The organism is Geobacter sp., assembly GCF_030834625.1.
GTDB lineage: Bacteria > Desulfobacterota > Desulfuromonadia > Geobacterales > Geobacteraceae > Geobacter.
This window is the reverse complement of sequence record NZ_JAUQXO010000009.1, coordinates 80,887-94,765: the sequence shown is the minus strand read 5'-3', so window position 1 is coordinate 94,765 and position 13,879 is coordinate 80,887. Positions and strand designations below refer to the sequence as shown.

The window sequence follows — 13,879 nt, the reverse complement described above, 5'->3', positions numbered from 1 at the left end:
TTACCATTGTGTTGAGTGAACAGTTAGCCGGGGGATCCATGAAGATTCTTGTTACCAACGACGACGGAGTGCGCGCTCCGGGAATCAGGGCGCTCGCAGAGGCATTGAGGGGGGTGGGAGAGGTTGTAGTGGTAGCTCCTGACCGGGAGCGAAGTGCCGTGGGGCATGCTTTGACACTCCATCACCCACTCAGGGCCACCGAGATACGGCCGGCGATTTTTGCTGTCGATGGAACACCCACGGACTGCGTCAATCTTGGAATCCACGCTCTCCTGGAAACCAAACCCGATATTGTTGTTTCTGGAATCAACTGCGGCGGAAATATGGGAGACGATATAACCTATTCGGGAACCGTTTCAGCTGCCATGGAGGCGACTCTCATGGGCATTCCCGCCTTGGCGGTGTCGCTTGTCACCATCGGGCGCGGGGAGAACTATGGGGCTGCAGCCGCCTTTGCAGCCCATTTGGTAAGGATCGTGGCAGACAGGGGGCTGCCACGGGATACTCTATTGAATGTGAATGTGCCTGATCTGCCTCAGGAAAAACTCGGAAGCGCTGTCGTAACCATTCAGGGTAAGAGGGACTATGAGGGGAAAATTGTCACGAAAACGGACCCTCGCGGTCGAAATTACTACTGGATTGGTAATGGCGAGCTTCAGTTCCGCGATCTCGAGGGAACTGATTATCATGCTGTGAAACGAGGCTTGATTTCAGTAACCCCTCTCCATCTTGATCTCACCAATTATGCCTCCCTGACAATGCTGAAAACGTGGGACTTTTCTTTATAGGGTCTGAAACTTTTTTCCGGTGGGGTGGCAGAGTGCATGGACACCTCTATCGGTTCCTGTTCTGTCGCTGTAGCTGCTTTAAGTCAGTATGGTCCCTTGTCCTAACTCTGGACAGGGTTGCGATGGTCTGCTATAGTCTGTCCTCCAGCGGGAATAGGGGATTTACATGAATTTTGACATCTCACGAAAACGGATGGTGGAGACGCAGATTGTCTCACGAGGCGTGAAGGACCGGCGCCTTATTGATGCGATGCTGAAGGTTCCCCGTCATGTCTTCGTCGAGGAGGCGATGGCTGCCCAGGCGTACAGTGACACGCCGCTTCCCATTGGCGAAAAGCAGACCATCTCGCAACCGTACATGGTTGCCCTCATGACTGAGCTTCTAGAGTTGTCGGGCAAGGAGAAGGTACTTGAGATCGGTACTGGCTCTGGCTATCAAGCGGCGATACTTGCCACCCTCGCTGACCGCGTTTACACTGTGGAGCGGATACGCCCCCTGGCGCTCAAGGCGCGCAAAGCCCTTGACAGCCTCGGGCTCCTGAACGTCAATATCAAAATCTCCGATGGAACGGTAGGCTGGGAGGAGGAAGCTCCCTTCGACGCCATTATCGTCACTGCCGGAGCTCCGGATGTTCCGGATAAACTAGTCGACCAGCTGAAGCCGGGGGGACGGCTTGTGATTCCTGTGGGGAGCCAATTCGAACAGGTTCTTGTCAGGGTGATCAAGCAGGAAGATGGTTCGCTTTTCAAAGAAAATGTAACAGGATGCAGATTTGTGAAGCTGGTGGGCAGGTATGGATGGGGCACAGAAGAGTAAGTGGTAAAGTCTGTATTGCAGAACGGGGACAAGTATGGATGATTATCTCGAAAAGGAAGTCGTAGAACCGACAGAGCACGTCGAGCGGCAAGCTGACGACTTCATTGAGCAGGAACCGAGCTCCTTCGAGTTCGAGGAACCGGAGGAAGAGGAGGAACCGGAGGAAGAGATAAAGGTTGTGGAGGTCGAGCATTTCGATGACGCCATCAAGCTTTACCTCCGGGAGATACAGAAAACGACGCTTCTTACGGCCGATGAGGAAAAGGCTCTCGCCAGCCGGATTGCCAAAGGGGACAAGGCCGCCCGCGACAAGATGATCGAGTCCAATCTGCGACTCGTGGTCAAGATCGCCAAGCGGTATATCAATCGCGGGCTCCCGTTTCTCGACCTGATCGAAGAGGGAAACATGGGGCTCATCAAGGCCGTTGAGCGCTTCAAACTCTCCAAAGAGTGCCGCTTCTCCACCTATGCCACCTGGTGGATCCGTCAGTCAATCGAGCGGGCGTTGGTGAACCAGTCGCGCACCATCAGGCTCCCTGTCCACGTCTCTGACGACATCAACAAGATGCTCAAGATCACCCGCGAACTGATCCAGCGATTCAATCGGGAGCCCAATGTCAAGGAAGTGGCCACAGAGATGAACGTCAACTCGGCCTATATCCGGCGCCTTATGGTCCTTCTCAAGAAAACCTACTCCATAGAGCGTCCAATGGGAGAGAACAGCGACTACTTTCTCATCGACACCATTGAGGATACCTCCTCGGTTTCGCCGGCAACACTTCTCGAAGACCTGAACAAGTACGAGATCGTTTCCAAGTGGTTTGCGTCCCTTTCCGAGAACGAGCAAAGGATCCTCACTCTCCGTTTCGGTCTCGAAGACAAGGAACCCCAGACCCTCGACACCATCGGGCGGAGCTTTGGCGTTACCCGTGAGCGGATTCGGCAGATAGAGGCAAAATCTCTAGAAAAGCTGAGAAAATATATCGAAAACAGTGACGCAAATGCAATCGAGTGATTCGTGAGAACGTGTTGTGGAGGACAGGGGATGGACGATCTTAAGAATATAATCCGTGATGTGCACGATTTTCCCAAGAAGGGGATCATTTTCAAGGACATCACCACGCTTCTAGCAGATGCAAAGTCGTTCCAGCGCATGGTTGACCTGCTGGCACACCGTTATGTGGGAGAGAAGATCGACAAGGTGGTCGGAGTTGAGGCCCGGGGGTTCATTATCGGTGCCGCCCTTGCGTATAAGCTTGGCGCCGGCGTAGTTCTTGTGCGCAAGCCGGGGAAACTCCCTTCCGAAACGTTCAGCAAGACCTACCAGCTTGAGTACGGCACAGACACCCTTGAAATCCACACCGACGCAGTCCAGAAGGGGGAGAAGGTGCTCATTGCCGACGATGTTCTTGCCACTGGCGGGACCATGTCCGCCGTTGTCGATATGGTAACTGCCCTGGGAGGCGAGATCGTGGACTGCTGCTTCCTTGCCGAGCTTGAGTTTCTTGGCGGAAGGAAGAAGTTGCCGGACGGCAAGGTCTTTTCGTTGCTCACTTTTTGAATGGTTTTTACCCGTCCTAGCTCCTTTGTTCTGGCTGGAAAAGGGTTGCAAATCAAGGGGTGTTGGGCTATAAAAAGAAGCTTCTGTCCCCGTAGCTCAGCTGGATAGAGCACTTCCCTCCTAAGGAAGGGGCCGGACGTTCGAATCGTCTCGGGGACGCCAATAAAAACAGCGGGTTAGCTCACAAGGGCTAACCCGCTTTGTCTTGAATGGAACCTCTTGTGGAACCTCTGTGCGTAAATTGAATCATGGTACCCATTTCGATCTTCTGGAACCCTCTGCTACACCTCAAACCATTTCCCAATCAGTATTGCTCCTCTTTTCTTTTCTGACACCCCTGACTTTTCAGAGCCTTCCCTATTTCAGCCATCAGTGATGTCACTTTGATTGAGGCACTTGGGACTGACGACAACTCCTTGAACTTGGTCACAAACAACTCATCCAACTTGTCCATTGCCGTGTCGGGAACATCGTATTTCCTGACCACTTCATTGAACGTTCTGTAAATAAGCTTCAAGGATTCGTTTTTCTCGTCACCGCCCCCCCCACCGCGTTTGCTTTCAAGCATCTGGCATATTTTAGCAACGTCAACTCGCTTGAAGTCCTGCGGCAAACGACCAGGTGGCAGCCAGTGTGTTTGTATGAATTCAAAAACGCTGCCATCCAATTTATCAAGCTTGTGGTCAAGCTCTGTAATGGACCCCTCTCCAATGATCTGTCTCAGACTGTTATTGATAGTGTCGGCAATTTTGACATCGGCTATCAACAGACAACCAAAGTGATAGTCCTGTCCAAGAAGGAAAAATCTGCCGCCTTCTGCAAGGCTGTCTGAGTATGACGCGTTGTACTTATTTTCCGCCAGAAACTGGGGTAGCAATGCAGTGAAGTCATCTTGCATTGACCGTAAGTAGTCGGGACGGGACGGAGGAATTGGAATCCAGACTGCGTTGGCGATAGCCGGTGTTCCAAGAATTAGATAGTCTGTCTGAACTCCTAATGCTGAGGCAAGCTTTACCGTCACTTCTGAGGAAAACCCATACCTTCCTTTTTCCCACATGGCGATTGATGTGCGGGGTACACCCAGTCTATTCGCTAGAATATCCTGTGTGCATCCGTTCAATAATCGCAGAATTTTAAGCCTGTCACGTTTTTCCATGCATTCCTCGAAGTTCCCTTATGTTTCAATTGATACCACACATACGCATGATTTCATACTTAAAAAATCATTGACATCATACGTATGCTATTATAAGTATGAACTGTGCGCTATTAAAACAATCCGGAGGCAATTGATATGAACCTGATCGCCATTGAAGCTATTTGCAAGAAGGGAAAATTCTCTGTTCAGACTCTGCATCGTCTACGCAGAGCCGGTGTCTTTCCGCCTCCGCGGCTCCAACTATCCAGAAAATTGATCCGTTGGGATGAAGATGAAGTAGATACATTTTTCAGAGGCGAATGGGTGCCGGAAGCGAAGTAAATATGCCTGAAGATAACAAGCTATATGCCGTGGAAGAGGTCGAAGATCTCCTGGCAGAGTTCAACAGCCCAAGAAACAGACTCACGGTTTTCAAACCATTTGTTCGTTATTTTGGTGACTTGAACACGGCCATCATTCTTTCTGAGATATTTACCTGGAGCTACCACTTTCGAGGTCGCAAGTTGCCGGGAATCGGATACGGCTGGTTTTACCGACAATATGAACCTTCCTGCAAGCAACAGGAGCTTGACGGCGCTTCAGGTGTTGACGTTGCCGCTGATGAAATTAATGAAAGCACAGGCAGAGAGGCTGAAGGGAAGACTTGGCTCGAAAGGGTCGGACTTCGAGAGGATGTTGTCAGGAAGATAGTCAAAGTCCTGGTGAAGGATGGATATGTCCAGACCGTCGTTAAGAAGGCGAACGGAGCCCCCACCTGCCACTATAAATTTGTACGCGGTAAGTTACTGGAATTAATGGATACCCTCAAAAAGCAGGAAAGGAACCCTGTAAATGTCAGGGAACGTTTCCTGAAAAAAGCAGGGAAGGAAACCTTCAAAATCCGTGATTCCTTAACAGAAGAAACAACAGAGATTACCCAGAAAACAACTACAGAGCAGATCCGGTTGATGTTATCCGGCACGCCGTTGTCAAAAATCTCTGAAAACGAGTTGAGGGTTCTGATCAAACGCCACGGTAGTGAGACAGTTGTGCAGGCTGCTGACGTTGCCGCAGAAACCTGGCGACGTGAGCACCAGGAGATCCGGAATCCCGGCGGCTATCTCCAGGCATTCTGTGTGGACCTCATTGTACCGGAATGGTATGAGCCTCCCGAAGTTCGTAACGCCAAGGCAGAAGAGGCCGCAGAACGAAGGCGTATTGAGGCCAGGAAGATGGAAGAGCAGCTGGCTGAAGAGGAGCGGCAAGCACAGGAGCGGGATGACTACTGGTATTCCCTGTCCGAAGAAGATCGCCAGAAGTACCGTGAGGAATTCAGAGCAACCGCTCCGTTCCTGCAAGACCTCAAAGATGATTTTCTCGACGGCCTTGCCAAACTCAACACTTGGGATAAACGTCAGCAAATGAACACTAATACCAGTTCCAGCATGAAGGCTGTCCGGTGAAAGAATAAAACAATCGCTAGGTTGCAGCCATATAGGAAACAAACAAAACAGTTACAACTTTTCAGATAGGAGCGATTTTTCGCAGCATCATTGCCCGGTGTACCCAGAGCCGTCGAGCCACTTGGCCCGGCCGGACACCACCCATGGGATTGGCCAACCTAAGCAGAGCCCTTTCATGTCGAGGTCAATGCACCTCCCCCTCGCATGATCGAACGTTGTACCGGAACCATTAGATGGCGGACCAGGTATCGGCCCCTGAGTCCTGAACGCAGTGGCGAGGCGTTTCTCGGAGCAACACAATAGAGGACCTGTTTAACGTGATCCACCGGTAGAGTCCCGGTTCACGACAGACAGCAGGACAGATGGCAGGAATCCTTGCCAGGTCCAGATATAAGGGACACTACGAAAAGCAGGAAGGCGGAGCTGCTACCGTCGGCATGGCGATGCCGGAAAAAGAGCATGTCATCTCACCACGCAGGCCGGCAACGGCCAGAGGTAATCAATGAAACACAGGTGGCCGACATCACTGCACTCCCAAACCGAAGCGGTTTTTCACGCGGTCCGCTCGATTCGCGAGGCAAAGGCGGACAGTGCTCTGGGCATCCGTTCCTTCGGCTCCTGGAAGGTCTACAAATACGAGGCCCAACGCTTCGTGGCGCTCATGATCGGAAACGGACGAACTTCCATCCTTGATACCGCGTTCGTACACGACGACATGGCGGTGTACCTGGAAGAGCGGCTGGCCTACTACGTCGAGAAGAAACGGTCTCGCCAAACCATGGAGACTATCCTGTCGGCACTGGGAAAGTTCGAGTACGCCATCAATCACTATATCGAGATCCATACTCTGGATATCCCCCGACTGGAGACAGAAAAACTGCGAATGAAATTCTATGACCGCAGCCGGAAACTACTGCGCAAATCGAGCAAAATCTTTGACAACCGTGCCTACCCCGATCCGATTCGGCTTATCGCAGTGATTACCGATGGAACTTTCCAGTTGCAGGCGTCATTGCAGTACGAAGGCGGCCTGCGTGCTGAAGGGGTCGGCGCTCCCAGCAACCGGCGGCTGAAAAACCCCCTGACCACGAATGGGCTGCTCGGCATCAGTGTCGATCCTGTCACCGGATCAGAAGTGGGCATCGTAGCCTCAGTAGAGAAAGGCGGCAAGGAAACTGAGCATTACGTCTCCGTCGCAACCTACCGTAGACTGGAAGAACATATTTCCCGTCACGGAAAGCTGGAGAGCGATTACTTCGTCTATGTGGAGGCAATCAACACGGCTGCCAAGGCTACAGGTCAGTATGCCCCGGGCCGCGGCAGCCACGGCCTGAAACACAACTTCGCCCAGGAGCGTTACCTGGAGTGCATCAAGCACGGAATGAACCATGAGCAGGCCCTGCAGCAGACCTCCCTGGAAACCTCCCATTTCCGGCTGCGGGAGACCCTGACCTACACGAGAGGATGACATGACCGAACAACTGAACCTGATAACCGGCCTGACAGAGCATGAGCGGAAAAAACTCTTTTCCTGGGTAGCCTCGCTGCCGGAGGGAAATATCATCGAGATCTTCCATGAGGGCGTGAAGAGGTCGTTCCAGCTCAAAAGTGAGCGTCCCGATCTGTCCGGGCGGATCAACAAGTATTGCGCCTTTGTCATGGCGGCCCGCAGGGGGGGCTGGGACACTATCAAGGGAAAAGGCTACCGGGTGGCGGATCAGGAGCAGTACGAAGACTTCACTCACCTGCGCCGGGCGACGGCAGCGACCCTTGTCACCTTGGGAAGGAAACCGGTCCTGCGCCGGAAAATCCTGGCCTACTGGGGCGAGGTGAGGGAGTTGAAGGCTGACGGCATGGGGTTCCGCACTATTGCCGGCTATCTGCAGAGCAAGCGGAAGCTGAAGGTATCGGCAACGTATCTGAGCAAACTCTGGAAGGAGGTGGAGGCAGGATGATCGAATTCAATTTCAAAGGAATATCTGTCTCCGCCACTGTCGAGATGGAACGGTATGACTACCGGGATAATGGCGGCCATTACAAGACCCGCTTCAACAGAAACACCGTGGTCAAGGCCAACTTCTGGGGTTTTGTCATCGATAACGAACTCTATGAGCTGGCCATGGTCAAATCGTCTCTGAACTACTTCATGCAGGCATACTGGAAGCGAAGCAGCAGAGCGGGCAGCAAGATCGAACTGGTAACGGTGCTTAAACGCAATAACGGCGGAAATCCGCAGGCGCTCTATCTGGTTGCCAGACAGAAGGACGGCATCCATTCACTTGAAATCAGTCTGGTCGAGAAAGGCGTTCCTGCCGGCAAGATTTATCTGAACGGCCAGGAAGTGATTATGCTGGACATCGCCATCGGCAAGGCCATCAACCTGCTGACGCCGGACTATAACATCGAGGGGAATATATGAAACTGTTAGCGTACCAGAAAGCAGATTTTTCCAGCCCAATCATTACCGTACACGAAGCCCTGCATCTCCGACGTCAGTTTCCGGAGGAGTGGGAAGGGAAACATTTCTACGATCTCATCAAGCTGAGACCCATGGTGCCGGTTGACCGCGGAGCAAAGTCTTCCAGCTTTGCCTATCTCGGCGGCTCCGGGGACGGTCATGGTAATGGCTCCAAGGGGATCGCCCACGAACTTGTCCAGGAATACGTGTGCAAGTTATGGACATGGCGGATCAGACTGTTCGGGAAAGAGTTCATGCTCAAGATTGAAGAAACTTCCGATGAGTGGGCCGTTCATGATGATCACTCAGGACTCAACTACACTGTGGATTGTAAGCTGGTTTTGTCTCCTGATTCAGATCTCTATTACGAAACAGCTGGTGTCATTGGTATCGAGGTAACCGACACGCATAAGACCGGCCCCCGCAAGAAAAAGGCACTGGCAAGAGCCGGCCTCGTTATCCTGGAGCTGCAGATGATCCCGGACTGGCATGTCGCCAATGACGTCAAAATTACTTCCGAAGATCTGAACCAGCTACGGAAGAGGATCTTTGGCTTCCTGAACAAGGGAACGAAGCTCAGTTGCCTGTGCAAGCCGGCATACGTGCGGATATGACCATCTGAGCCGCACAGGGAGGTTTTTCGATGATCAAATACTATGATGCCCAGAAATGGCTTTTGGAGCGGCAGCCGAAACGGGCAAAGCTGCCGGCGGTGCTGGTTGCTATGGTCGTGCCACTGTTAGCCAGTGCGGTTTCCGGTCTTCTGGTCGGACTCTGTTTTCTCAGCACATTCTGGTACTGGGCTATCGGCATCGCATGTATCTCGTTGCCGTACATCCTGATGGACCGGGTGCAGGTGCGGCTTTATCATGGCTATGTAAATGGGAAGCCATACTGGACACTGATCAAGTACGCCTTCTCCAGCACGGATTACCGCCCCTGTTATGCCCCATGGTGGTACTGGCGCTGGTACTACTGGTGGTAGGTTAATTATTGGCATCCCAAAAGGGCACCTGTTTGGGATACTGGCAAGGGTAGTTGTGATATGGTGGCTGTTTTGGATACCAATTTGGTACCCAAAATGGGGAACTTTTTGCCACCTTCAGTCAATGCCGCATTTTTGGGTACAAAATTGGTACCTTTAATGCGGCATTGCCTAGTTGACGGACATGCTTCATGGCAATAATTATCCAGATCTCACTCCGTTTTCAGGTATATTACCGGATACTTTGACTGAATCTGCTTTTTATGTTGGAGAGAACAATGCTTGTCCGTCCCTTTTCCGATATTCATGCTGAATTCTGGCAGCCCAACAAAATCCCGCGCATTCTGGAGATGGTGATCCCTCCACTGCCGACTGATAAGGAGACCGTTGCTCTGGTTGCCGGCGACATCGGCCTGGCCCACCGTCAGGAGACCTGGCTCAAGGTTGTCAGTCTCCTGGCCAAGCGTTTCCTTGCCGTCATCTATATCGAAGGAAACCACTTTTTCTACCACAATGACTTCTTTGGGCGCATCCACGAACTGAAGGCCACGCTATCCCTGCCCAAGAATGTCCACTTCCTTGAAAACGAGTCCGTCGACATTGACGGTGTCCTGTTCATTGGCGCCACCCTCTGGACGGATTTTCTCGGGAAGGATTTCTTCAAGATGCAGTATGCCCGGAAGAACATGAACGACTTTGTCGTGATCAAGAAGGCAGATGGAACGCGGATCATGCCCGAAGAGACGGTCGATCTGTTTCAAGAATCAAAACGCTATATCTTCGAGGCACTGGCAGCCGCCGGTGGGAGGAAGACTGTCGTGGTAACACACCATGGCGTGTCACCATTGTCCGTCCATGAGCGGTTCCGGGGAGACAGCCTCAATTGCGCCTTCATGACAGATCTCTCCAACGAGATCATCGACCATGGCCCCGATCTCTGGATTCATGGCCATACGCACAACTCGTTCGACTACACTCTCGGCAAAACCCGGGTGGTTGTGAATCCCTACGGGTACAAGGATGTGGAGGTCAATCCGCAGTACGACAGGCAACTGGTCATTGAATTGTAGTTTTCAGGGTAAGCCCTTTGTTAAAAACACAGACTCGTTTTTTTAACAAAATATGGTCAATCAGAAAATAAGTTCGCTTTAGGGCGAGTTTTTTCAGTCAAAGTTCCTTACAAAGAATCAAATCCTGTTCATCTCAGCAAGTTTGCGGTAATGCGCACCCAGCGCGGTCAATTTGCAGCCAGTCGAATTTATCGCAGCGTAGTACATATGTTCAGCATCGACAGGCATTACCAAACCATGCCGATTGCACATTTGCAGTTCTTTGAAGATTCGAGTGTTGTTTTCGTTAACCGGTACATCCCGAAATTCGGCAGGTATATTCTCTCGATCCGGCTCAAATGATGGATCGAGCCGAAATGTAGAAGCAGCATCAGGAAAATACTCCGGCAATCGTCGAAGTATTTCCAGCGATATTTTTGGGCTTACCTGTCTGAGTGTCACGAATGTTTGAACATTCGCCTTGTAGATGGGGCGTTGTTCCCAAGGTCCCAATGTCTGGTCGACGTGGGAATAGAGAGACGCCGGAGTTATTCGACCGCAAATGTCAGCCGAGCTACCGCTTAAGCCATCCAGCAAAATATCGGTGAAGAGCCCATGTCCCTTGAATTCTCCCGCAGTACCGTCACGATGACATGCTGTCAGAATCGTTACACCAGTACCAATCGCAGCGATTTGCTCATTCCCTAAAGCAGGAACTTCACCGGCAAATCCAGAGTGGCAACTATCGAGGATTATCACGGTTGACTTGATGCGCGGATATGCTCTGTTTGCCAGACCCAATATTTCCGAAAGAGACATCCCCCACGATCCCTTAGCGCCATTCTGGCTGACAATATAGCCAGCGTTTGTATCAGGATTAATGATCCCGTGACCGGCAAAAAATAAGAGAACCGTATCAGCATCACCTGTAAACAGTTGGTGAATGGCTTCACTTAAAACGGCAGTAGTAACATTAACCTCATTGCTCGTTAGAATGCGTATTGAAAAGTTAGGTGATCCATCCCCATTTTTTTCAAGTGTATTTGCTATGGCAACTGCATCATTGACGCACCCACTCAGTGGACTACTAGGATAATCATCTATGCCAACGACGAGAGCTTTCTTCATCTGCTACCTCCCACCACCAACCAATGTCTTGAGGTTTTCCCAAGTCCACTTGTAAAGTTTATCGGTGCTTTTTGCCGCTTTCGGCTTAACACAGGTTTTGTCGGCATAACCGGCAAGCAAAAAATAAGGCACCTTTTCTTCTTGAGCAATGGTGAGCTCGGCGTTTACCCCAGTGGCGGTATCGGTATGCTGGCCGCATATTACAGCAACCACATCAACTGATTTGATTCGTGTACGAGCTTTTGCCTTCCAGTCTCCGGTTATGGGCTCTTTTATTGACCAGTCGGACAGCTCGAATGGACTGTCTTCATGTTTCGATTGCCCAACAAGAAACGTCTTTAATATTTCATCATGATCGTAGTCAAAACTGATGAAAACTCGTTTTTTAGCCATATTGAGATCCTCCGGAATTATATACTTTATTCACTCAACGTTTTCAAATACGTCACTTCAAACGCCTTACACTGGCGGTGCTTCTGCAACCTATTGGCGATAGCAAACGTATCGTTCATCTCATAGTGCTGAAATATGTCGAGGCCGCGATCCAGCAGGATCTTCCACCCGGTGTCAGTAACTATGTGACGGGCATGGATGGTGTTGCTAACGTCGAACTCCCAGGTGAACTGAATCCCTATTGGTGCGCAGGTGTCCTGCATTTTCTGGAACTGCTCTAGCTGTTGCGGCCCTTTGAAATCATCCTCCACTGTGATCAGGTGGACAGCAACTTCATCTTCATCCTGCTTGACCTTGGCAACAGTTTCCAGGAACTCCATCAGGTTCCTCACCTGGAAGAATAGCCGGATGTAAGGATCAGTGATAACGATCTTGCCGGCATTCTTCAGATATGGGCCTAACAGGGTATCGAATGAAACCCCTCGCTGATTTTCCGAAAAGGTGACATGCTTTTCAGTTGGCTCTTCCTTCGCCTTCTGCTTCTCATCTGTTTTCGTTTCAGTCTTGTCAGTGTCTCCTGAAGGTTCCTCGTTTTCATTCGATTCTGTAGTTGTTTTTGATCGGTAATACTGTGGGTACTGTTCCTCTTCGAGTGTTTTTACAGGAATCAGGCTGCCAGCCCCAGCAGAATAACCAAACCGGACAGGTTCAAAGGTTGGATCAATCCGCATTACCTGATCTTTTACCCGTTTACGCCCTTCAATGGAAAAACGGAGGATTTCCTCCATCTCTTCTTTGGTTGCCTCGCCTGATGGGTAGAGGATCTTCATCAAGCCGGAGAAGGTCTTGTTAATGCCGTCCTTATCGCGGGTTGAGATATCTTTCGATAATGTGAAGTGTTCAGTGTACTTCTGAGAGAAGTCGTGAGATCGCAAGCTCCGCAGGATTTCTGCCAGATAATCAACTACGAATCCGTATCCTGATGAGAACATCTCACCACGGATGATATCCACTTCCCAGCCAGGAATGTAAAAGTGAAGTCGATCAAGAAATGCTGAGTCGTAGTATTTTTCCGGCAGTTCATCAAAGAGATCGGTGTGCTTCAGCATATACGGCAGGTTGTGCTGCGTATTGCCAACAAAGGCTATGGACGCTTCAGCCCCAAGTGTCTCCACACCACGAGAAAATGACTTGTTTGCCATATAGTTTTTCATGATGTCTACCAGGGCCTTGTCAACTTTCTTACCCTTGCCAGCGAATTCGTCAAAGGCGACAGCATCCCAGTAGCCGACAAGGCCAAGCTTGCCATTGGAATTATTGACAAACAGCTTCGGAACAGTGACTTCACCACCGGATATCAAAATACCATGGGGAGAAAACTCAGAGTAAATATGGGATTTGCCGGTGCCTTTTGGCCCAAGCTCAATGAGATTGTAGTTACGCTCACAAAATGGAATCAGGCGGATCAGTTGCAGCAACTTGCTCCGTTTTCCGAACATCTCAGGATTGAAACCGATGCTCGTGATCAAAAGGTCAATCCATTCATCAGTTGTGAACTTTTGCCGTGCCGACAGATAACCATCAAAGTCAAAGCTGGAAAGCTGAATCGGCTTAATGCTGCTCAACAGCCAGGGGCAGGCGTTCTTGTCTTCAGTGAACTCATACTCCACATCGGAAATACACCACACACCACCGACCAGCAATTTCGGGTGTTTTTTGATTGTGTCGCTGTCCACAATGACTTTGCTAATCCCAAGGTTGGCAAATGTAGCCTCGTACATGTCGATCTTGTCGTTCAGAGAGACGCTGATCTTGTCGATTACCTTGTGTCGTCCTTTTTCTTTGGTGATGGACTTCACCAAGCCCGATTCATTGCGGTGGACATAATGCTTGCGCAAGATCTCTTTGACTGTCTCGATCCCTGACTGGATGCTGGCCTCATCCGATGTAGCGCAGTACTGACCCAGAAGGTATTCAAGCACATACGAAGGAACGATGGCATTACCCTTAACGGCCTTAACCAGGTCCTTACGGACGACGAGGCCGGAGAAATGCTCATTTATCTTGTTGTCGAGTTCACTCATCGGAAGGGCACTCCA

The 13,879-nt window shown here is 50.7% G+C and carries 16 protein-coding genes and 1 tRNA gene; 13 read left to right on the top strand and 4 right to left on the bottom strand.

All coding sequences use genetic code 11. The features are described 5' to 3' along the window. Positions 1 to 38 precede the first annotated feature (38 nt). The 5 genes from surE (at position 39) to RCH91_RS01100 (ending at position 3,328) form a co-directional block, all read left to right on the top strand. The gene (surE, locus tag RCH91_RS01120) at positions 39 to 788 is read left to right on the top strand and encodes a 5'/3'-nucleotidase SurE (RefSeq protein ID WP_306532677.1); all 750 of its coding nucleotides are present in this window, start codon (positions 39 to 41) and stop codon (positions 786 to 788) included. A gap of 166 nt (positions 789 to 954) precedes the next feature. Continuing rightward, a complete protein-coding gene (locus tag RCH91_RS01115) occupies positions 955 to 1,605 on the top strand; it encodes a protein-L-isoaspartate(D-aspartate) O-methyltransferase (RefSeq protein ID WP_306532676.1) in 651 nt (216 codons plus the stop codon). A gap of 34 nt (positions 1,606 to 1,639) precedes the next feature. Next, positions 1,640 to 2,620, top strand: a complete 981-nt coding sequence (locus RCH91_RS01110) for an RNA polymerase sigma factor RpoD/SigA (RefSeq protein WP_306532675.1) — start codon at positions 1,640 to 1,642, stop codon at positions 2,618 to 2,620. Positions 2,621 to 2,650: 30 nt separating this feature from the next. Further along, positions 2,651 to 3,166 (top strand): adenine phosphoribosyltransferase, encoded by a 516-nt coding sequence (locus RCH91_RS01105; protein ID WP_306532674.1) that lies wholly within the window; start codon positions 2,651 to 2,653, stop codon positions 3,164 to 3,166. An 85-nt stretch (positions 3,167 to 3,251) separates the two neighbouring features. Next, a tRNA-Arg gene (locus tag RCH91_RS01100) sits at positions 3,252 to 3,328 on the top strand. A 142-nt stretch (positions 3,329 to 3,470) separates the two neighbouring features. On the opposite strand, the gene RCH91_RS01095 is transcribed toward RCH91_RS01100, so the two are convergent. After that, the gene (locus RCH91_RS01095; protein ID WP_306532673.1) at positions 3,471 to 4,322 is read right to left on the bottom strand and encodes a helix-turn-helix domain-containing protein; all 852 of its coding nucleotides are present in this window, start codon (positions 4,320 to 4,322) and stop codon (positions 3,471 to 3,473) included. 138 nt (positions 4,323 to 4,460) lie between these two features. Between RCH91_RS01095 and RCH91_RS01090 the strand changes: the two genes are divergently transcribed. The 8 genes from RCH91_RS01090 to RCH91_RS01055 all read left to right on the top strand — a co-directional run bounded on the left by RCH91_RS01090 (position 4,461) and on the right by RCH91_RS01055 (position 10,280). Continuing rightward, complete coding sequence (locus RCH91_RS01090) at positions 4,461 to 4,646, top strand: AlpA family transcriptional regulator (RefSeq protein WP_145025650.1); 186 nt, start codon at positions 4,461 to 4,463, stop codon at positions 4,644 to 4,646. 2 nt (positions 4,647 to 4,648) lie between these two features. Further along, a complete protein-coding gene (locus tag RCH91_RS01085; protein ID WP_306532672.1) occupies positions 4,649 to 5,767 on the top strand; it encodes a hypothetical protein in 1,119 nt (372 codons plus the stop codon). A gap of 502 nt (positions 5,768 to 6,269) precedes the next feature. Continuing rightward, complete coding sequence (locus RCH91_RS01080) at positions 6,270 to 7,235, top strand: hypothetical protein (RefSeq protein WP_306532671.1); 966 nt, start codon at positions 6,270 to 6,272, stop codon at positions 7,233 to 7,235. Between the two features lies 1 nt (position 7,236). Then, a complete protein-coding gene (locus tag RCH91_RS01075) occupies positions 7,237 to 7,722 on the top strand; it encodes a hypothetical protein (protein WP_306532670.1) in 486 nt (161 codons plus the stop codon). Beyond that, entirely contained in the window at positions 7,719 to 8,186 is a 468-nt protein-coding gene (locus tag RCH91_RS01070) for a hypothetical protein (RefSeq protein ID WP_306532669.1), read from the top strand. The genes RCH91_RS01075 and RCH91_RS01070 overlap by 4 nt, the downstream gene beginning before the upstream one ends. Beyond that, positions 8,183 to 8,839 carry a hypothetical protein gene (locus RCH91_RS01065; RefSeq protein WP_306532668.1) on the top strand — a complete coding sequence of 219 codons (657 nt, stop codon included), beginning with the start codon at positions 8,183 to 8,185 and terminating at the stop codon, positions 8,837 to 8,839. Before RCH91_RS01070 ends, RCH91_RS01065 begins: the two co-directional genes overlap by 4 nt. A 29-nt stretch (positions 8,840 to 8,868) precedes the next feature. Further along, a complete protein-coding gene (locus RCH91_RS01060) occupies positions 8,869 to 9,210 on the top strand; it encodes a hypothetical protein (RefSeq protein ID WP_306532667.1) in 342 nt (113 codons plus the stop codon). A 278-nt stretch (positions 9,211 to 9,488) separates the two neighbouring features. Continuing rightward, positions 9,489 to 10,280 carry a metallophosphoesterase gene (locus tag RCH91_RS01055; RefSeq protein ID WP_306532665.1) on the top strand — a complete coding sequence of 264 codons (792 nt, stop codon included), beginning with the start codon at positions 9,489 to 9,491 and terminating at the stop codon, positions 10,278 to 10,280. Positions 10,281 to 10,397: 117 nt separating this feature from the next. Here the strand turns inward: RCH91_RS01055 and RCH91_RS01050 are convergent, their stop codons facing one another. The 3 genes from RCH91_RS01050 to brxL are packed head-to-tail and all read right to left on the bottom strand — an operon-like array spanning position 10,398 to position 13,864. Then, a complete protein-coding gene (locus tag RCH91_RS01050) occupies positions 10,398 to 11,387 on the bottom strand; it encodes a caspase family protein (protein ID WP_306532664.1) in 990 nt (329 codons plus the stop codon). Positions 11,388 to 11,390: 3 nt separating this feature from the next. Next, positions 11,391 to 11,780, bottom strand: a complete 390-nt coding sequence (locus RCH91_RS01045; RefSeq protein ID WP_306532662.1) for a TIR domain-containing protein — start codon at positions 11,778 to 11,780, stop codon at positions 11,391 to 11,393. A gap of 26 nt (positions 11,781 to 11,806) precedes the next feature. Then, on the bottom strand, positions 11,807 to 13,864 hold the full coding sequence (gene brxL, locus RCH91_RS01040) for a BREX system Lon protease-like protein BrxL (RefSeq protein WP_306532661.1): 2,058 nt from the start codon (positions 13,862 to 13,864) through the stop codon (positions 11,807 to 11,809). Positions 13,865 to 13,879 lie beyond the last annotated feature (15 nt).